The 17,483-nt window shown below is 50.0% G+C and carries 18 protein-coding genes and 2 pseudogenes; 3 read left to right on the top strand and 17 right to left on the bottom strand.

Annotation, left to right across the window (positions count from 1 at the left end; all coding sequences use genetic code 11):
- Nucleotides 1-8 precede the first annotated feature (8 nt).
- The 17 genes and pseudogenes from ACI0CA_RS11810 to ACI0CA_RS11730 all read right to left on the bottom strand — a co-directional run bounded on the left by ACI0CA_RS11810 (nt 9) and on the right by ACI0CA_RS11730 (nt 12,482).
- Nucleotides 9-866: a hypothetical protein gene (locus ACI0CA_RS11810; RefSeq protein WP_419526652.1), complete on the bottom strand. Its 858-nt coding sequence runs from the start codon at nt 864-866 to the stop codon at nt 9-11.
- On the bottom strand, nt 856-1,740 hold the full coding sequence (locus ACI0CA_RS11805) for a hypothetical protein (protein ID WP_308448829.1): 885 nt from the start codon (nt 1,738-1,740) through the stop codon (nt 856-858). Before ACI0CA_RS11805 ends, ACI0CA_RS11810 begins: the two co-directional genes overlap by 11 nt.
- A gap of 13 nt (nt 1,741-1,753) precedes the next feature.
- Complete coding sequence (locus ACI0CA_RS11800; RefSeq protein ID WP_308448828.1) at nt 1,754-2,590, bottom strand: hypothetical protein; 837 nt, start codon at nt 2,588-2,590, stop codon at nt 1,754-1,756.
- A gap of 138 nt (nt 2,591-2,728) precedes the next feature.
- Nucleotides 2,729-3,262 (bottom strand): hypothetical protein, encoded by a 534-nt coding sequence (locus tag ACI0CA_RS11795; RefSeq protein WP_446807005.1) that lies wholly within the window; start codon nt 3,260-3,262, stop codon nt 2,729-2,731.
- A gap of 186 nt (nt 3,263-3,448) precedes the next feature.
- Nucleotides 3,449-5,176, bottom strand: coding sequence for a CHAP domain-containing protein (locus ACI0CA_RS11790; RefSeq protein ID WP_343284655.1), 1,728 nt, complete (start codon nt 5,174-5,176; stop codon nt 3,449-3,451).
- Between the two features lie 4 nt (nt 5,177-5,180).
- A pseudogene (locus tag ACI0CA_RS11785) lies at nt 5,181-5,504 on the bottom strand (VirB4-like conjugal transfer ATPase); the annotation flags it as partial.
- A 41-nt stretch (nt 5,505-5,545) separates the two neighbouring features.
- Nucleotides 5,546-5,917: pseudogene (locus ACI0CA_RS11780) on the bottom strand (DNA cytosine methyltransferase); the annotation flags it as partial.
- 185 nt (nt 5,918-6,102) lie between these two features.
- Nucleotides 6,103-6,504 (bottom strand): DUF3846 domain-containing protein, encoded by a 402-nt coding sequence (locus ACI0CA_RS11775; RefSeq protein ID WP_446806781.1) that lies wholly within the window; start codon nt 6,502-6,504, stop codon nt 6,103-6,105.
- Nucleotides 6,494-6,817: a helix-turn-helix domain-containing protein gene (locus ACI0CA_RS11770; protein ID WP_446807004.1), complete on the bottom strand. Its 324-nt coding sequence runs from the start codon at nt 6,815-6,817 to the stop codon at nt 6,494-6,496. Before ACI0CA_RS11770 ends, ACI0CA_RS11775 begins: the two co-directional genes overlap by 11 nt.
- A gap of 8 nt (nt 6,818-6,825) precedes the next feature.
- Nucleotides 6,826-7,794, bottom strand: coding sequence for a DUF3991 domain-containing protein (locus ACI0CA_RS11765; protein WP_446806783.1), 969 nt, complete (start codon nt 7,792-7,794; stop codon nt 6,826-6,828).
- Between the two features lie 117 nt (nt 7,795-7,911).
- Nucleotides 7,912-8,388: a hypothetical protein gene (locus tag ACI0CA_RS11760; RefSeq protein WP_417422668.1), complete on the bottom strand. Its 477-nt coding sequence runs from the start codon at nt 8,386-8,388 to the stop codon at nt 7,912-7,914.
- Complete coding sequence (locus tag ACI0CA_RS11755) at nt 8,388-8,897, bottom strand: helix-turn-helix domain-containing protein (protein WP_308448823.1); 510 nt, start codon at nt 8,895-8,897, stop codon at nt 8,388-8,390. The genes ACI0CA_RS11760 and ACI0CA_RS11755 overlap by 1 nt, the downstream gene beginning before the upstream one ends.
- Nucleotides 8,898-9,010: 113 nt before the next feature.
- Nucleotides 9,011-10,057 carry a Fic family protein gene (locus ACI0CA_RS11750; RefSeq protein ID WP_308448822.1) on the bottom strand — a complete coding sequence of 349 codons (1,047 nt, stop codon included), beginning with the start codon at nt 10,055-10,057 and terminating at the stop codon, nt 9,011-9,013.
- Between the two features lie 136 nt (nt 10,058-10,193).
- Complete coding sequence (locus tag ACI0CA_RS11745) at nt 10,194-10,877, bottom strand: antirestriction protein ArdA (protein ID WP_308448821.1); 684 nt, start codon at nt 10,875-10,877, stop codon at nt 10,194-10,196.
- Nucleotides 10,874-11,209 carry a hypothetical protein gene (locus ACI0CA_RS11740; RefSeq protein ID WP_308448820.1) on the bottom strand — a complete coding sequence of 112 codons (336 nt, stop codon included), beginning with the start codon at nt 11,207-11,209 and terminating at the stop codon, nt 10,874-10,876. Before ACI0CA_RS11740 ends, ACI0CA_RS11745 begins: the two co-directional genes overlap by 4 nt.
- A gap of 204 nt (nt 11,210-11,413) precedes the next feature.
- Entirely contained in the window at nt 11,414-12,328 is a 915-nt protein-coding gene (locus tag ACI0CA_RS11735) for a ParB/RepB/Spo0J family partition protein (RefSeq protein WP_308448819.1), read from the bottom strand.
- Complete coding sequence (locus ACI0CA_RS11730; RefSeq protein ID WP_373367769.1) at nt 12,312-12,482, bottom strand: hypothetical protein; 171 nt, start codon at nt 12,480-12,482, stop codon at nt 12,312-12,314. Before ACI0CA_RS11730 ends, ACI0CA_RS11735 begins: the two co-directional genes overlap by 17 nt.
- Nucleotides 12,483-12,827: 345 nt before the next feature.
- Between ACI0CA_RS11730 and ACI0CA_RS11725 the strand changes: the two genes are divergently transcribed.
- From ACI0CA_RS11725 to ACI0CA_RS11715, 3 genes are all read left to right on the top strand, one after another.
- Nucleotides 12,828-13,307 (top strand): manganese catalase family protein, encoded by a 480-nt coding sequence (locus ACI0CA_RS11725; RefSeq protein ID WP_446806954.1) that lies wholly within the window; start codon nt 12,828-12,830, stop codon nt 13,305-13,307.
- Between the two features lie 371 nt (nt 13,308-13,678).
- Nucleotides 13,679-14,836 (top strand): CDP-glycerol glycerophosphotransferase family protein, encoded by a 1,158-nt coding sequence (locus ACI0CA_RS11720; protein ID WP_446806784.1) that lies wholly within the window; start codon nt 13,679-13,681, stop codon nt 14,834-14,836.
- Nucleotides 14,826-17,483: a CDP-glycerol glycerophosphotransferase family protein gene (locus ACI0CA_RS11715; protein WP_446806785.1), complete on the top strand. Its 2,658-nt coding sequence runs from the start codon at nt 14,826-14,828 to the stop codon at nt 17,481-17,483. The genes ACI0CA_RS11720 and ACI0CA_RS11715 overlap by 11 nt, the downstream gene beginning before the upstream one ends.

The raw sequence follows: 17,483 nt of genomic DNA, 5'->3' as shown, positions 1-17,483 counted from the left end.
TTTCATAGCTACGATAGGTCTGAGCCGAGAATGTCTCGATATTGGAACACAAAATACCCTATACCGATACTAAGCACAGCGAGCCATATTCCCAATAATATACCGAACGGCATGGTCAGACCGGTTGACACAAGCAGTGCGTTTCTTGCGCCCATGGCATAGTTACCAAAAAACACCGGGCTTTGAATATAGGCGCCTGCGAATAAGTAGCCGGCAAGTACGAAGTAGCTTTGCACCGGTTTCAAAATGAGAGATAAGATCAACTGCACCAATGCGAGTACGATCATGGTGAAGCCGGTCATTAAAAATACCGACCAAATATTCCAAGTGGTGCTGCTCGTTAGGTCGTCTACTTTCATGTAGAGCTCTCTCGAAACATACCAATTTGCCTGCATACTCGGCTTTGCACCAAAGCATAATCCGGCAATCGTGCTGGCTGCAAAAACGATCAAATAGTTTGTAATGGTATTGATGATTGTCCAAACACATTTTGAAAGCCACCAGTTTCCTCTGCTGCCGGAGAGCACCATTAGCTGTTTGCCTATGCCGTTTAATTCTGCAAACGGATAATACAGAGAAGTAAACTGCATCCACAAAACGAATACGAACCACATCGTCGGCATTACGAAATCGTTTTCTGCGCCGGAGATCAAATTTACTTTACCGCAGCCGCCAATCAATGCCAAGAAATAGTCTGCCGTTGTAACAGGAGATTCCAGATATTGCGGATCTGTGAGCTCGAAAATGCGCAGCGTCCAGAAATGATAGATCGAAAGGAAGAAAAACATAATAAATGTAACGATTAAGCGCTTTTTAGCACGCCCTATGCCGTAGCGCAAATCGTGATCCAAAAATTTAATAAACATCTGCGTTTTTCCCCCTTTCCAAAACAATAGCGAGCGGCAGAAGAATGAGTGAAACCGTCATAATCGTATAGACCACGATAGATTGATTGGACGATGAACTGGTCATCCAAATGTAGTTTAGAACAGAGGTTTCGGTAAATGAGCGGTATACGGATGCTTTTTGCAAAGATGCGATGATATACAGCAGTACAAGGTATGGTGCAAAAAGAACCACAAATTTATTTTTTTCAAAGAATGAAAGTGCAAGCGGAATCGTTGCCCATGCACCGGCAAATATACCGATCATCAGCATATTCAGGAAAGCTGTGCATAACGGGTGAGCGTAGTAGAGGTTTCCGAGCAGCTTAGTTGCGCTTACTTGATAATATAAGGCAAAGTTTATATCCGGGCGATAAGCCGGCACAAGGCATGACGCAAGCAAAAAGCTAAAAAGCATCGGCAGCAAAACCGTTAAAGCCCCTGAAAGGAACGTGGAGACATATTTTCCTAAAAAGTAAGAAGCTTTTCCAAGCTGCGATGCCATAATGCGGTCGTATCCGTTCTTTTCTTCCGCAAGATAAGACCAGCTGTACGGGATAACGACAAAAACCGGCATCGTATAAAAGAAAACCATCGGCAGCGTTTCATTGGCTCGACCGCCGATCCACGAATTATAAAGAGTGTAGATTTGCAGGAAAGGGTATTCGGCAAAAGTGCCGTCTGCCTGCAAGTCTACAGTTGTAAGAGTAAGCTGTAAATTATCTTTATATGATTTATAAGCCAAAATATCATCTGCTGTTACGATTAAAAGTAAAATCAGCAGCACAAATAGAAATGATTTGCTGTGAAATAAATTGTAGAGCTCATTTTGCAGAAAGTGCCTAAGACTTTTCATGTGGGCTATCCTTTCATTTTGCTAAATCACGCAGCATAACGCCGTAAAAGATTTCTCTGCCGGGGGTGATGGCTAAGAACGGATCTTTTTGCGATAAATATACGCGGTCGATCAAAAACTCTATTGTGAAATTTTGTGTTTCGCCCGGCTGTAATTCAAAGCTCCAGTAATCGTCTCCGGGACCGTGTGGATCAAAATAGGTCTCGTATGCAGAATAATAATTTCCGACGGTTGTATACCCCTCCGGGTTGTTCTGATTCTCGGGAAGGAGATCTTCATACGCGCTAAGTACAAACATATTGGCGTTGAATTTATATTTTACGCCGTTTTTGTTTTCTGCATCAACATTCTTAAGGGATAATTCTACATGCAGTATGCACGGGTCTTCAAAGTCGGATGCGTATCTTGCCCAGATAGAACTATCCGAGTTATATTTAATATCACTTTCCTCATATTCTTTAACGATAGCATCAGTTATACAAAGCTCTAAGTCGCCATCCCAGCCGAGCCACGGTGCATCTTCTGTTTTTGCTTCGCCTTGATTATAGTACCGACTGTGCAGCGTATAGGGTTCACCTATTTCCGCAAAAGTCCGTATAAGGGCATCGGCTTCCGGTGAATTCACTTCCGACGAAGTTGTTTCAGAAGCACTTTCTTTTGGTTCACTTTCTGTCGGTGCTTCGCTTGACGTTTCTAATGGAGAATTCGAGCTTTCGGGTTCAGCAGCTGACATAGACGATGAATTTTCCGTTTCCGCTTCACTTGATCGATCCATGGTAAAATAAATAACCGATGCACCGACCAGCAGAATAAGAATTGCAACAGTGAAAATTATAGCTTTTTTGTTCATGATATTAACTCCTAAATTGAGTTGATTTACAAGATTATATAAAAATCTACATTCAAATAGATTCAGAATTCTAAGTTTATGTAACGTATAAATAGCATGTTGCTGTGTGCTTTTCAGCACACAGCAACATCTGACTATTTAGTTGAGATAGGTGTAATTGGAAGCATTGGTTGTATCTGGACTCCAAGCAATCTTGCAGTCACCCCACGAATAGGTTGTGTCAGAATAATGACCCCGGATACGTACGTATTTTCCTATTTGAGAAACCGAAGTACCGTTTGCTCGAATTACATAAGCGGTATAGTTGTTAATCCAATACTCCGAAGCCGAAGCGGAGAGATTCGCGCTCTGTGAGCTTGTGCCATATAATGTTTTGGCATAATATCCGTTATAAGGCAGTGTGTACTCCTGAGTTTTGAGATAAACCGGAGTCGCGTTCATCTTTTTTCGGGTGGGCGTGTAGTCATACCGGGAATTGCTTTTCCAAGAATATGTGTAATAAGTATCCTCGGTATTAGCCGCACTGGCGGAAATCGTAAATACGGATACCACCGTTACAACAGCCATCAACAACGCTAACAGTCTTTTTGGTTTCATTGAGTTTGTCACCCTTTCGCTAAAAAATATTTTTTGTCTGTGGTGGCCACCACTGCTTGCAAAATCAAGTTTCAAGTTATATATAGCCGAAACCTGAATTTTTTGTCTATACAATAGCATATAGTTGACGTTTATGCCAAAATATTGTCTGAATTGAGCAAAAATTATGTCTGAATATTTCATTGCGCTGTATACTTACTTATATTGCAAAGGATCACTGCTAAATTATGTACCAGCCGCTCAAATCAGGCGGCTGGTTTCCTATGGGTTCAAGATCCCGTAGCCGAGAATTTCATAATACCCCACGGGATATTGGTTCTGGCGGCAGCTATCGCCGGAGTTGCCCTCGATGGTGTAGACGATGCCGTTTTCGCATTTTTCCACAATGCCGACGTGATCGGCTTCGCCGTCCTGCGGGCCGGATGCGCCGTTTGGGTCATTCCAGTCAAAGAAAACGATCATGCCGGGAGCGGGCTCAATCGTATTATCCGCCCATTGCTCGCGGCTGCGGAACCATTCAACGCCGCCGACGCACCCGGCAAATTTCGGGGCGGTTCCCGTATCAAGATAACCGCACTCGTTAAAGCACCACGAAACAAAGCAGGCGCACCATTCCACACGGGAGTTAAATCCGTACCACGACCAATAGGGCTCACCGCCCGCATTGCCGACCTGCGACAGCGCCGCCTTGACGATGGCATCATCCCCGGAATAAATACCATAGAGAACAGCAGACCACAACCTGCGGTTTTCCTCGTCAAGCAGTTCCGAGAGTTGCTTCCGCTGGTCGGCGGTGAAGTTGAAATTGTCTGCCATTTCCTCGGCTGTTTTGTGGCTGACCGTGATATAAAGGTAGGTGCGCGTGACCGTCGTGGCAGTTTCCACGATGTTCCCGTGGCCATCGTCAGTTTCGGTGATGACTTCTTCAGTCTTGCTTTCGGTGCGGGAGGATATTTCGTTCATCCGCCAGAAAATATCTTTGAGGATGGCTTTCTTGCTGTCGTCCACCGTAGCGACCTCCTGCGGATCATCGGGGTCGGTGGTGGCTTTTACCGCATATACCGCCAGCACCTCCGGCCACACCGCACGGGAGCCGGACATTTCCAGCTCGTCATAGGTGAGATTTGCCCTTGTGGTGTCGATCTGCGATTGATAATCGGCGTTGATCTCCTGCACCGCCTGCCGCATGGTCTGTCCCGTGCCGCTGTCCTCGCCGGAGAAAAAGATGCCGAAGCAAGAACCGACGATCAGCCCAATCACGCAAATCACAAGGATGATAACTACCGCAACCCACCCGCCTGCAGCAATAGCGGCGATCAGCGCCTTTGTTCCGGCAATGATGGCTTTGACGGCGGCAGTGGTAGCCTTGACCGCCGCCTTAATGCCTGCCGCAGTTGCTTTTGCGGTCGCACAGGCAGTCTGCGCCGCAGTTTTGGCGGCTTTTGCCGTAGCCTGTGCGGTTTTCTGTGCTGTTTTAGCCGCAGCCTGCGTCGTTTTTATGGTCGTCCGGGCAGTCTGCTCGGCGGTCTTGATGGTTTTCTGCGTGGTCTTGACGGCCGCCTTGCCCGTGGATTTTGCCGTCTGCTTGATGGTCTTGCCGCTGCGATCCACCGTTTTGATCGTCTTTTGCGTGGCATCGGCAGAGCGGCGTACTCGCCGCATGGCGTCTTGCGCCTGCTTTTTCGGCAAGTCGGTTCTTCTTCGCTGAAAATAGTCCTTTGCCTTGGAGATATTCTCCTTGGCGTTTTTTACACCCTTGCGGCCAACCTTATCCAGCCCGTGAACAGCTTCGTGCGCCGCCGTTTCCGTCCCGGTCAAAGTGCGGTCAGCGGCGTATTCTTCGGGAGAGGATTCCGCCGCAAAAATGCCGTGCTCCGCTTTGTCTTTGGTGCGGATATAGGCATTCTTCATCCGCTCGGCGGCTACCACCGATTTGTCAATCACCTTTACCGTTTTCTTGACCGCATCTCTCGTTTTGATGTCGGGCATGGCTTTACCTCTGCGCATTGCCGAACACACCCTCGCCGGGGCGCGTCGTCATCAAGCGGTAAAGCTCGTTATCTTTCGGAAAGCGGTTGATAAACGGCACCAGCGCCGAGCCGTACTTGATCAGCCCGCAGCCTGCGTCGGCATTGGTGACATAGCTCATCTGCTCGTCGGAAATGTTCAGGAGCTTCGAGAGCTTGGCACGGTCGGAAAACGCCTGATTGAGCATGATAATGAACTCCGAATTGGAGAGCATCGTGCTCGCCTGCACGGAATCCAGCAGGTATTCCACATTCTGCGTGATGGCGGTGGGATATGATAGCCGATTTCGGCCAACGAATGGAGAACGGTCGCAAAGTCCCATCCTCGATTAACGGAGAGCAGATTTTTAACATTTTCAAGGACAAGCCATTCGGGTCGATCTTCGGCAGGCGTGCCTTTGAGGAGTCTAATGATTTCAAAAAAGAGAGAGCTTCGTTTTCCGGCAAGCCCTCTTTGCCGGCCAGATACAGAAATGTCCTGACACGGGAATCCGCCTGCCTAGAGGTTGACTCTCGGCAGGTCGGCGGGCTCGGTTTTGGTGATGTCCTCGCCATACCATTCATCCTCCTTTACATCGTGGATCGCGCGGTAGCTGCGGTCTGCGAATTTGTCGATCTCGCAGTGGCCTTTGCAGACCATACCGCAAAGCTCAAAGCCCTTGCGGAAACCGCCGACACCGCTGAAAAAGTCCAAAAAGGTCATGGGTTCGTTCACCGGCTTTCCTCCTTCCGGGTATAAAAATATCGCCCTCCGCATGGGCGGGACGAAAAGGGTTTCAGGGATTTCCCTGACAAGTGCCGTTGTGGTATCACAACGGCGATGCTTGCTGGTACAGTGCATGGCGTTCGTCCCATAGGCCGAACATTTTGCCACCGACCGAAATAACATCATCGCTCCTGCGCCGGCTGCGGGCGGTATGGGATACCGAACAGCGTGTCGTTCACCCTCGCAAGGTGTTCGGGATAGCGAAACATCTTGCCGTAGCGGTCGATTTGCTCGTCGGAAAGGCTGCCCAGATTTTCGCCGCGGCAGTCGCAGATAAAGGCGGGACCGAAGATGAAGTCCACCATCGCGCCGTCGTCGTTCTTCACGCTGCGGTTCGGGCGCATTCCGTTGATCTTGCTTTCCTCATTGCAGACGATGCAGACCTGTTCCTCAAAGGGGTAGAACGGCTTGATCAGACCGCCCACCACTTTCCGCATCCCGGCAAGGGACGCATCGATCTCGACCGCACGGGCGAGCTTGCCCGGTTCCAGCAGTACCACCTTGATTTTCTTTTCATTTTCCATTGCAAATTTTCCTTTCGTTGTTTTTCGTAATCATAATCGTGACCGTCAGCCCGTATTCATCCTCCAGCGCAAGCAGCAGCTGTTTCAGCACTTCATGGCTTTTGATGCGGGGAATATCCAGCGCCGAGGGAGAAACGCCCAATGCCTCGGCCAGCGTACAGAGCAGAGCGTGTTTCGGCGTTCTTACGCCGGACTCATACTGTGCGATGCGGATGTCGGCGGTTTCGGGCGAAAAGCCTGCGGCGATGCCCAGCGCCTTTTGTGTCATGCCCCGCAGCATACGATAGTGCCGGATGCGCCGTCCCGGACTCATAAAGTTGCTCACCGTTCTTTGTTCCTTTCTCTGCGCTTAGTGATGGGCAATCCCAGCCGCATACAAAGGCAGTCGTTGTAGTCCTTGCCCTGCGGGGGCGGCTGGATGTCCACCGTGACCGCATACTTTCTCGGCAGCAGGGCCTTGATGGTTTCTGCGGCGATCCGTCCCGTAGTGTCGTTGTCAAGCCGGAGCACCACACGGCGGATATGGGGATGCTCGGCAAGATACTGCACCAATGCGGCGGGCAGACTGCTTTCCTCGATTTTCGCCCTTGGCTTGTAGACCCCGGCGAGGGAGAGCAGGTTTTCACTGTGCCAGCCCTTGCCGTCCAGCTTTTGCAGCGTCCCGTAGGACAGCAGATCCACCGCCGACTCAAACAGGTGGAGCGTATCGCTTGCGGCCGCCGCAGGAATTCCAAAGGAATAGTGCTTGTCGCTGCCGTTGGCGTCCCCGATGAAGTCCGAGCCGATCCCACGCTGGTTAGCATAGCGGGGCTTTCCGTCTGCATCCATGCCGACGAACACCACATTGTGATAGGGATAGCTCTCGTAAAGGCGGCCGGTCTTAATGCAGAAATCGATCAGCTCGTAGTCGATTCCTCTGCGGTGCAGGTATTCGACGGCGTGGGTGACGCTGCGGTTGACCCGTGGCAAAAGAAGTACCTTTTCTTTCGGCGCTTTCGGAGCCGGGGTAAAGGCGGGCGGCGCCGCTGACAGATTTCCCATGATGGTTTCGACCGCCTGCGTGAAGGGCATCTCTTTGACCTTAATGAGATAGTCCAGTGCCGAGTAGCCGCCGATCCCACGGGAAAACCAGCACCATTTGCCGTTGAAAATTTTCAGGCTGTCATGCTTACGGGTGCAGTAGGTGCTGCCCCCGAAATGCACCAGCTCCTGCGGTTCATAAGTCCGCAGATAAGTCAGCAAGTCCATCTCACGAGCTCTTGCCACCACCTCCGGCGGGATATATGGCATATGTTTCACCTCCATTCTGACATAAAAATAGCCGAGGGGCTTTCAACATGAAAACCTCTCGGCTATGTATGTGCTATTCAATTTATCGAAGTGAATCTGCCCGTCCCTGCGTTTTTATTATGCCTGTTCCAAAATTGCCCGGTATCCATTTACTTTATCGCCAGTGATTCTAATCGAATAGGCATCACCGAATTTTGCTGTAAAAGTAATTGACTTCATCGGCATCGTATATTCTTCAGGATAAATGTTCTCGTAGTTTGGGTCGCAGTATTCTGTGATAACCGTGAAATTCAATAAAAGCTCAACCATATCAGAAACGGTTTCGTAGTGTTGCTTATCAATCGACCAATATATCAAATCGTCTTTTTTAAGCATGGTTTTATCCGCGTTGGAGATGCCTCCACTCTCTTTCTGCCCGTCGATGTCGCTATCAATAATAAGAAGTCCCACATCTTCCTTCAAATCAAGTTGTATCTGAAGGGCGATTTCGTTCTCGTTGATTTCTGACGGTTGGTCTGTCCTGTGAAACGCAAAGATCACGGCAATGGCCAGCACAGCGACAACGGCAAGGACTGTGATTACGATTTTTTTCATTACCGCTTCCTCCATGTCAACATGACTCCAACCACGCAAACAAGCAGCACAATGGGGGCAAGCCTTGCAAAGATAAACTCGAAACCATGTAGAATCGTTCCCGCAACCGCCAGTTCAGGATTACTGTAATCCCAGCCCAAATAAGAACTCTTCATTGCTGCAAGAACGACATATACGATAACGATCAGCGCGCACAGAGAAAGGAGTCCCCACCGAATGACCTTTGTCCGTGCCATGGTTCTTTTGGCAAGCTGGAGGTTGATTATCTCAAGCTTTTCGGAAATAGTCTTGAGATCGTCAGGCTCCTGCTCCTGTATGGTTTCACCAAGCAACGCACTTACGGATGTGTCTAATTCCTCTGCCAGAAAAATCAGTAAATCAGAATCCGGAACCGATAAACCGTTTTCCCATTTTGATACCGTCTGTCTTACTACATTTAGCTTTACGGCAAGTTCTTCTTGAGAAAGGCCTTTCGCTTTTCTTGCCCTTTTGATGTTTTCATTCAACATATCCACGCCTCCTTAGGACTTGATGCGCTTATTTTAATCGCAAAAGGGCCGTTGCCGCAAGCAACGCATATTAACATCTATGGTCTTTCCGTAGAAAAACATTGTTATTCTCCTTACGCCTTAATATATCTCGTCGCCCGTCCTGAGCCGATTCGTTTTACCGAGCCGGTTTTGACCATGGCGCCGAGGACGGCTTCGACGGTCGTGGGGCTGACATCGGGAAGAATTTTGCAAATCTCTGCTTTGGAAAGCGGCGTCAGGCTGTTCAGGACGGTCGCTTCCACACGGGCTTTCTTCGTGATTTTCTTGCCGTGTACCACCGCAAACCGCTTGTCCAGTTCCTTATAGCACATATAAAGGGTGGACAGGAAATTCTCGATAAAGGGGAAATAGGAGTTCTCATTCGTTTCCCATCCTGCCGAGGACTGCCGCAGGGCTTCGTAATAATATGCCTTGTAATTGTTGATCTGTTCCTCGAAGGACACATATTTTCCTGCGTCAAAGCCGTTTTTGTATAACAGCAGCAGCGAGAGCAGGCGGGACATTCTGCCGTTGCCGTCCCGGAACGGGTGGATGCAGAGGAAGTCCAGAATCACACAGGGGATCAAAAGGAGCTGATTGATATTTGCATCGTTTCGTGCATCCAGATAAGCAAGCTCCAACTGCTCCATTGATTTCGGCGCTTCGCTCGCAGGGGTAGGACGGAAGCGGACACGACGGTTTCCGTCAGCGTCGATCTCCAGAATCACATTGTCGTCCGTCTTGTACTGCCCGCCGTACTCATAGCCCGCAAAGCTCATCATCGTTTCGTGCAGCCGCAGAATGTCGCTCTGCCGGAAGTCAATATGTTCATAGCCCAAGTGGATCTCATTCAGCGCATCTCTATACCCGGCGATCTCCGCCTCGTTGTGGTTCAGCGGGGCGCTGTTCTGATTGACAATGGCGGCGATACGCTCGTCACTGGTCACAATGCCCTCGATGGCGTTGGAGCTTTTGATGGACTGCACCTTTGCAACAGCTTCCAGCTCCGTGAAGATCTGCGTGTATTCGTCCTTGCGCACACCCGCCATTGTTTTGAGTGCCGCAATATTGAAAGTGAGGTTCACAAGGTTTGCAGGCAGCAAACCGTTATTCAAAAAGGAGTAATCGAATTTTCTCATACAGCACCAGCCTTTCTGCACATAATTATAGCATATTATATGCAGAAAAGCAAGCAACTATATGAGTTATATGCATATATTTTCCTTGAAATATGTGCATATAATGGAATTGTATATGCAGAAAACGGCACATATTCTATCGTTCCGGCTGCTCCGTTTGCCGTTTGACTTCGGTACGCTCCATCACAACAGGCGAGCTGATCCGGTATTCTTCGGGGATGCTCTCGATGTCGCCGTCGTAGATGTCCACAAAGCGGCCGCCGTTTGACCGCACATAGCCGTTATCCCCGAACACGCCGCCTTCTTCATACCGAATATCGCGCCCAAAACTTTCATAGTCGATATAATTTGCCAGTGCGCCAAGGTTGCTTGTGTCGTAGCATCCGCTTTCCTCAATCCAGTAATAGCCGAGGTCGTAGTCACTCCGCACACCGGGCAGGTAATCAAAGCAGTCCAAATTCTCGGTCAGGTTGATCAGCTCCTGCACGCTGCCGGTGTTCTCACCCAAGTCCAAAACCGCCTGCCAGAAATCGTCACTCTCCCGCAGTTCCATGATCTGCCCGGCGAGATAGTTCAGCTCGCTCAGACTCTCGTATTCTCCGAGCACCTTGCCGATAACCTCGTCCGGGCAGTCATAGTCGGTGATGAACCATTCCTCATAGCGCCGCCCGATGCCGATGCGCCGAAAAACTGCCTGCATTTCTTCATTGGTCACGGGGAACTCCACCCATTCGCCCACCAAAAAGCCCTCGTTGTATTTGCCGAGGTTGGTAATAAAGGCTTCAAAAGCGCAGTCCCTTGTATCTGCTACGTGCATCATTGCGTCCGTCCCTCGCTTTCTGCCATAAGAAATTGTCCGAACTCGGTAAAGGCGTACCAGTTCGTGCGGTCAAAGCGGTTCTCGTTGAATTGCCCTTTTGTGAGTACCCGCCCCTTGACCAGTTGTTTCAGGGCGTAGCGGATCTCGTCGTAGGACAGGAACGGAAAAAAGCCGGTCATCATCTGCACCGAACAGCGCACCCAGACCTTGCCTTCATGGAGCTGCGGCGATTCGGCACTTTTCTGCTCGGTACAATCCCAAAGGAAGCAGGCCAGCACCGCCGCATTAACTCCGTATTTTTTCGCTATGTCCGCATCAAAGAAATGAACCATATTTTTTCCTCCGTTCGTTCTGAAAAACAAAAAGCAGCTTTTCAGCCGCTTTTCGGAAAATTTCCATACAGACCACCTATAGCTGTGATCTTTCTTTTTCGGGTAGTACAGGGAGTAACAGGGGGTGAGGTGTGGAGAGGGGGGAGAAAATTTGCGCAGCCGTTTCACTTCCGCAAAAGGGCAGACTTTCCCCAAGGCGTCCCGCTATCTTTCCTGATCGCGTCGGCGCTGCAAATGCCGATTGTAAAATTCAAGTGCTCGAATCACAAAATCAGTTTCCTGCCCTCGCGGGATCGATTTCGGAATGAGCCTCGTTATTCGCTCGTCGCGAAAAGCGGGCTTTTCGCGCTGGTTCGGTTTTTCCTCCTGCATCATGGAAAGGATGACTTCCTCCGTCAGTTTTCCGTCCCGGCTGAACTCTTTCATTTTGATGGCCTGTGCAAGCGACGGCGTGCAGTCCTCGCACTCCATCGTGTCATATAGGCTCTGCTGCTGTTCTTTGGAGAGGTAGGAAAGCTCTACGGCGGGGCGGAAAGCGATCTTGCCGCTGTCCACCATGTCCAGCATCGGTGGGATCAGCTCGGTCAGGCGGATATAGCGATAAATCTGTGGCTGACTGTCGCCACTCTTTTGACTGACCTGCTGTGCAGAGGTTAGTCCTTTCAACTTCTTATCCAGTGGAGAAGAAGTTAAGTCTGTTCTTTCACCTTGCCGTTTTATGGCTTCCAACTTCATCTTGTAGGCAAACGCTTTTTCGGACGGTAAGATCGTTTCTCGCTGCAAATTGCTGTCCACCATGATGATCGTCGCTTCGTCATCGGTGAGTTTGCGGACGATGCAGGGCATTTCGGTGATTCTTGCCAGCGTTGCCGCACATTTTCGCCTATGACCGGCAACCATCTCATAGCCGCCGTCCGCCTTGGGGCGGACAAGGGCAGGCACCAGCACGCCGTACTGCTTTACGCTGTCCGCCATCTCCGCCATAGCCTCGTCCTGCTTGACCTTGAACGGATGGTTGGGAAAGTCGGAGATGTCGGCGGGGTTCAGCATAACGACCTTTTCAAGCTGCGCTTCCGCACGACTCTCGCCGGTGGAGAACAGGTCATCGAGCGGCGTCATCCCTAAATCTCTCGGTTTTGAGCTCAAGCTCCGACACCTCCTTCGTCAGCGAGCGGTATGCGGCGGCGACCTTGCCGTTCTTGTCGTGGGCAAAGATGCTCTTGCCCACGCCACCCTTTTGGTTCGTCACCGCGATCACTTTGCAATTTGCCATATGGGTTTTCCTCCTTCACATAAATTTAGCCGCCTGCGGCGAAGCAGGCGGCTATGTAATCGAGCAAATATCCAATTTTCAGTTTAAAATCAACTGCGGTAAATCGAGTGATTTTCGACTTTTCTTGAAGCAACCAGTTGAAAAGTGCAGATTTGCTTGTCCGCAAACAGCAGAAACATATTTAACGGCGATTCTTACACAGTTAATACTCATACAGAAGCAACCGCATACAGATTTACAATTCGTTTCGGCTTAATATCTTCGATAAAATCAGGACTTTTTGAGTGTTTTGCATTATCGGAATCGCAACGCTTTTTTACAGACTTAAATTCGGTAAGACTATGTATTTTAAACCCGAAACTCAACTGCTTGTCCTCCAAACAAGGACACCGGAGCATTTCTGTCACGTATGTAGGCACCGAAGAACTCGCTCATCTCGAGATGGTGGGGACAATCGTGTACCAGCTGACGCGGAATTTGACGCAGGAGGAGATTCAAAAGCAAGGCTTTGATGCGTATTTCATCGACCACACGACGGGCGTTTACCCGGTAGCAGCCTCCGGCGCGCCGTTCAGTGCAGCGAGCATCGCCGTAACGGGCGACACGCTGGCAGACATCAACGAAGACCTCGCCGCCGAGCAGAAGGCCCGCGTAACGTATGACAACATCCTGCGCTTTGCGGATGATCCCGATGTGCGCGACCCCATCAAGTTCCTGCGCGAGCGCGAGATTGTGCATTACCAGCGCTTCGGCGAGGGTTTGCGCATCGCGACCGACCGACTCGATTCCAAAAACTTCTACGCGTTTAACCCCTCGTTCGACTAAACAAAACGGGCGGCACTTTTTCGGTGCTTGCCCGTTTTTCCTATGGCTTACGGCGAATTTGTGACTTTTTAGACGATTTTGACGCAGGGTTAGGAGGCAAAATACCCTGAATTTTCCTGCGAATGCGACAAATTCACGGGGGTTCGGGCGCAAATTTTTCCGTACTGTTACAAAGATTTAATGAAACGGCGAACTTTGCGGTAAAACACTGGAGATTTTCTGCACAGTGTGGTATACTAACTCTGTTAAATGCGAAAAAGTGCGGCTTTCCGCAACGGAAAAATTTGGCAGCGTGTGTTTGGGGTGCGGGCAAAGGCCGCACGCTATGCGCAAAAATGGAACGGCGCTGCACAGAAAGGGGCGAAGCCTCTGTGAAAAAAAGAATACTGCTCGGGCTGATCTCCGTTTTCAAAGCGCTGTATAACGCCGTGTATGCCGTCATGAAGCTGCGCCCCATGCAGAAAAAAGTCGTCATGATCAGCCGCCAGTCGAACAGCCAGCGGCCGGATTTTGAACAGCTCGGCGCAGAGATTGAAGCGCGTGATCCAGGGGTGCGCCTTGTGTATCTCTGCCGCGAAATGGGCGATACGCCGTTAGAGCTCCTGCGCTATTGTTTCCATTTGCTGCACTGCGCCGCGGAGCTTTCCACCGCGCATGTGTGCATCATAGACGGCTACTGCATCCCGGTCAGCGTGCTGCATCACCGTAAAGAGCTGCGCGTGGTGCAGGTCTGGCACGCGCTTGGCGCCATTAAGAAGTTTGGCAGGCAGGCGCTTTCCGTGCCCGGCGGGCGCGATAAAGAGCTTGCGGAGCGCATGGGGATGCATAAGCACTACGATGCCGTGCTCTGTGCGAGTCACCGTACAGCAAAAGCCTATGAGGAGGCGTTCGGCGTCTCGAGCGATAAAATGCGCGTGACCGGCGTGCCGCGCGTAGACGCCATTTTGAAAATGAATCGCGCGCGTTGCCGCCGCCGTTTTTTTGCGACCTACCCGGAGCTGCGCGGGCAGAAGATCGTCCTATACGCTCCCACGTTCCGCGACGGCGAACAGATGCCCGAGATTGAGCCGCTCATCACGGCGGCGGAAAAAATGGGTATGCTGCTCATCGTGCGGCTGCACCCACTCGACCGCGAGCGCTTGGAGCGCCGCTGTGTGCTGCCGAAGTTCCGCGAGTGCCCGGAGTTCGGCACCTTCACGCTGATGGCTGCGGCAGACGCTGTCATCACGGACTATTCCGCTATTTCCATTGAGGCGAGCCTCATCCAAAAGCCGGTATATTTCTACGTTTACGATTTAGAGCGCTACAAGAAAACGCGCGGCCTCAACTTTGACCCGCTTGCAGAAATGCCGCATTGCGCGTTCACAAAAGCCGAGCCTCTGCTCGACTGTATCCTCCGCACGCCCTACGATTACGAAAAGCTCACCGCCTTTAGAAAAGAATTCGTGGAGACGGATGACACGAACAACACGCAGCGTTGTGTGGATCTTATAATGACTTTCCTTACAGAAGGGATAAATGATAGATAAAATGAAGTCAGAACGTATTTTTGATTCGATAAAAGTCAGCGTTATCGTTCCTGTATACAACGTTGAAGCGTATTTGGAGCGTTGCCTTGATTCCTTAGTAAAGCAAACGCTGGAAGAAATTGAGATCATTGTTGTCAACGACGGCACAAAGGATAATTCGCAGGCGATCATAGACCGTTATGCCGCAGCATATCCGCAGAAGGTGGTAAGCCTCGTCAAAGAAAACGGCGGATTATCCGATGCGCGCAACTACGGTATTCCGTATGCGCACGGTGAATACATCGGCTTTGTGGACAGCGATGACTATTTGAATGTGACCATGTACCAAAAGCTGTACGACCGCGCCGCCGAAACGGATTCGGACATTGTGATCTGCGGCTATTACGGTATAGACGAAAATACCGAAACACGGCGCTTTTTCCAGCGCGGAAGCACTCTGGAGTTTGGTGTGAGCCTGCACGAAAACCCGAAGCTTCTGTACACAAATGCACCGTATGCCTGGAACAAAATTTACCGCCGCGCCTTATTTGAGCGCACGGGAATACGCTTCCCGAAAGGGAAAATTTATGAGGACATTGCAACCATCTACCCGCTGATGCTGCATGCCAACCGAATTTCCAAAGTAAACGAGCCGCTGTACTACTATATTCTAAAGCGCGAAGGCGCAATCACGGCGACATTCTCCGAGAACATCCTGCAGATGTATGATTCGCTCGCCATCATGAACGAATACTATATTCGGGAAGGCGCGTTCGAGGAGTTTAAAGATGTGCTCGGCTTTATCAATTTGAAGCACACGATCCTGCGCTTCCGCGATTTTACGGCATATAAAGATAAAAATCTGCAGTTTAAAGTCGTTCATAAGGGCTTTCAGCATCTGGATCACTATTTTGATGACTGGCGCAAAAACAAGGCGTTTTTCGACTTTTTCTTCTCCAAAAAACGACTGATGGGCGCTTTGGCCAAGCATGAGATCACGTGGTATCTTTACAGCATGATGCCGAATTCCGTGTTGCGCCTTTTGGGCAAAGCGGCAAAAACGATGCGCAAGGCTTTGACGGTTTTCTCAAAACGCAGTTATTTGAATAAATACTATTACGTGCGCACGTGTAAAAAGAAGCCGCTTTGCGAGAAGCAGGTGCTTTTTGAATCCTTTCACGGTACGAACCTAAACGATTCGCCGTTTGCAATGATGCGCGAACTGGCAAAGGACCCGGCGTTTACCATCTATTACACGTCGAAAAAAGAACTGATGGGCGAACACCGGAAGATCTTAGACGCTTATGGTCTGAACCGTGTGCAGCTTATCCCGCTCGGCTCGAGAAAATACCAGAAGGTTTTGGCAACGAGCCGATACCTTGTAAATAACGTGAGCTTCCCGACGTATTTTATCCGCCGTGAAGGGCAGATCTATTTGAATACATGGCACGGAACGCCGCTGAAGACCCTCGGCAAAAAAATGGCGATGGGCATTCAGGATATGAGCAACATGCAGCGCAATTTCCTGCACAGCAGTTATCTTCTGCACCCGAACCGCTATACGATGGATCACATGATGGAAGATTACAATCTGAACCACCTCTACACGGGAAAGGTGATCCTGAGCGGGTACCCGCGCAACGCGATATTCTGGGATAAAGATGCGGCAGCGGCGGTGCGGAAGCAATACGGAATGGACGGCAAAGAGACCTTTGCCTACATGCCGACTTGGCGCGGCGCGATGAGCTCCGGCGCAAACAAAGGCGGGTACGAAGCGGAAGTCCGCGACCTGCTGACAAAGTTCGACAGCGCGCTGACGGATAAGCAGATCATGTACGTGAACCTGCATCCGCTTGTAAAAGATAAAGTGCCGATCGAAGGCTATAAGCACATTGTAAAATTCCCGGATGATGTGGACAGTTACAGCTTTTTGAATGCTGTGGACGTGCTGATTACGGACTATTCCAGCGTTTTCTTCGATTTTTCCATCACGCGCAAGCCGATCGTGCTGTTTATGTACGACTATGATGCGTACATGGCAGAGCGCGGCATGTATATGGATGTGCGTGACCTCCCGTTCCGCAAAATTTATACCATAAACGAAATGCTTTCGTACCTGCACGAAAACGATAAACAGGCAGACGTGAACAGTGCGGCGTATGACGCGTATTATAAGATGTTTACAAATTACGATGCGCCGGATAATATCCGGAACCTGAACGACATGCTGTTCTACGGAAAAGCGCCGAAGTTTGAAGTGATTGATTATGCCGAAAACAAAAAGCAGCCGCGAAACGTTTATCTCGTCGGAAAGAACGACCATAAGGGTTGGGCAAAAGAGCTGGAACAGCAGCTCTTTTCCATGGAAGCGCCCGTAGCGGTTTTCCTGCGCAGGGATTTCAACGAGCTCACCCTCAAGGAGCTGACCGATAAATATAACGATTGGCTGGATTACACCGTGATTGATACGCAGATGTTCCTTTCTTTGCCGGAAAACATCAAGCTGTTTTTCAGCAGAGAGCGTAATAAGTATAATTGCGATGCTGTTTTCGCGCGGGAAGTATTCCGCATTTTGCCGCATCTGAATATTCAAAGTGTAACGGCAGGCGATGACTCTTACAGAAACCGGAGCATTGAGCAAGCTGTAAAAAACGAAAGGAAAGGCTAA

The sequence above is a fragment of the Hominenteromicrobium mulieris genome (genome assembly GCF_046197855.1).
GTDB lineage: Bacteria > Bacillota > Clostridia > Oscillospirales > Acutalibacteraceae > Hominenteromicrobium > Hominenteromicrobium mulieris.
The sequence above is the reverse complement of the archived record's forward strand: the minus strand, read 5'-3'. Positions and strand labels throughout refer to the sequence as shown.

Excerpts from the sequence above, each read along its gene's own strand:
- ACI0CA_RS11810 (WP_419526652.1), bottom strand. The coding sequence starts at position 866 with ATGTTTATTAAATTTTTGGATCACGATTTGCGCTACGGCATAGGGCGT.
- ACI0CA_RS11805 (WP_308448829.1), bottom strand. The coding sequence starts at position 1,740 with ATGAAAAGTCTTAGGCACTTTCTGCAAAATGAGCTCTACAATTTATTT.
- ACI0CA_RS11800 (WP_308448828.1), bottom strand. The coding sequence starts at position 2,590 with ATGAACAAAAAAGCTATAATTTTCACTGTTGCAATTCTTATTCTGCTG.
- ACI0CA_RS11790 (WP_343284655.1), bottom strand. The coding sequence starts at position 5,176 with ATGCCCGACATCAAAACGAGAGATGCGGTCAAGAAAACGGTAAAGGTG.
- ACI0CA_RS11775 (WP_446806781.1), bottom strand. The coding sequence starts at position 6,504 with ATGGAAAATGAAAAGAAAATCAAGGTGGTACTGCTGGAACCGGGCAAG.
- ACI0CA_RS11770 (WP_446807004.1), bottom strand. The coding sequence starts at position 6,817 with ATGAGTCCGGGACGGCGCATCCGGCACTATCGTATGCTGCGGGGCATG.
- ACI0CA_RS11765 (WP_446806783.1), bottom strand. The coding sequence starts at position 7,794 with ATGCCATATATCCCGCCGGAGGTGGTGGCAAGAGCTCGTGAGATGGAC.
- ACI0CA_RS11760 (WP_417422668.1), bottom strand. The coding sequence starts at position 8,388 with ATGAAAAAAATCGTAATCACAGTCCTTGCCGTTGTCGCTGTGCTGGCC.
- ACI0CA_RS11755 (WP_308448823.1), bottom strand. The coding sequence starts at position 8,897 with ATGTTGAATGAAAACATCAAAAGGGCAAGAAAAGCGAAAGGCCTTTCT.
- ACI0CA_RS11750 (WP_308448822.1), bottom strand. The coding sequence starts at position 10,057 with ATGAGAAAATTCGATTACTCCTTTTTGAATAACGGTTTGCTGCCTGCA.
- ACI0CA_RS11745 (WP_308448821.1), bottom strand. The coding sequence starts at position 10,877 with ATGATGCACGTAGCAGATACAAGGGACTGCGCTTTTGAAGCCTTTATT.
- ACI0CA_RS11740 (WP_308448820.1), bottom strand. The coding sequence starts at position 11,209 with ATGGTTCATTTCTTTGATGCGGACATAGCGAAAAAATACGGAGTTAAT.
- ACI0CA_RS11735 (WP_308448819.1), bottom strand. The coding sequence starts at position 12,328 with ATGACGCCGCTCGATGACCTGTTCTCCACCGGCGAGAGTCGTGCGGAA.
- ACI0CA_RS11730 (WP_373367769.1), bottom strand. The coding sequence starts at position 12,482 with ATGGCAAATTGCAAAGTGATCGCGGTGACGAACCAAAAGGGTGGCGTG.
- ACI0CA_RS11715 (WP_446806785.1), top strand. The coding sequence starts at position 14,826 with ATGATAGATAAAATGAAGTCAGAACGTATTTTTGATTCGATAAAAGTC.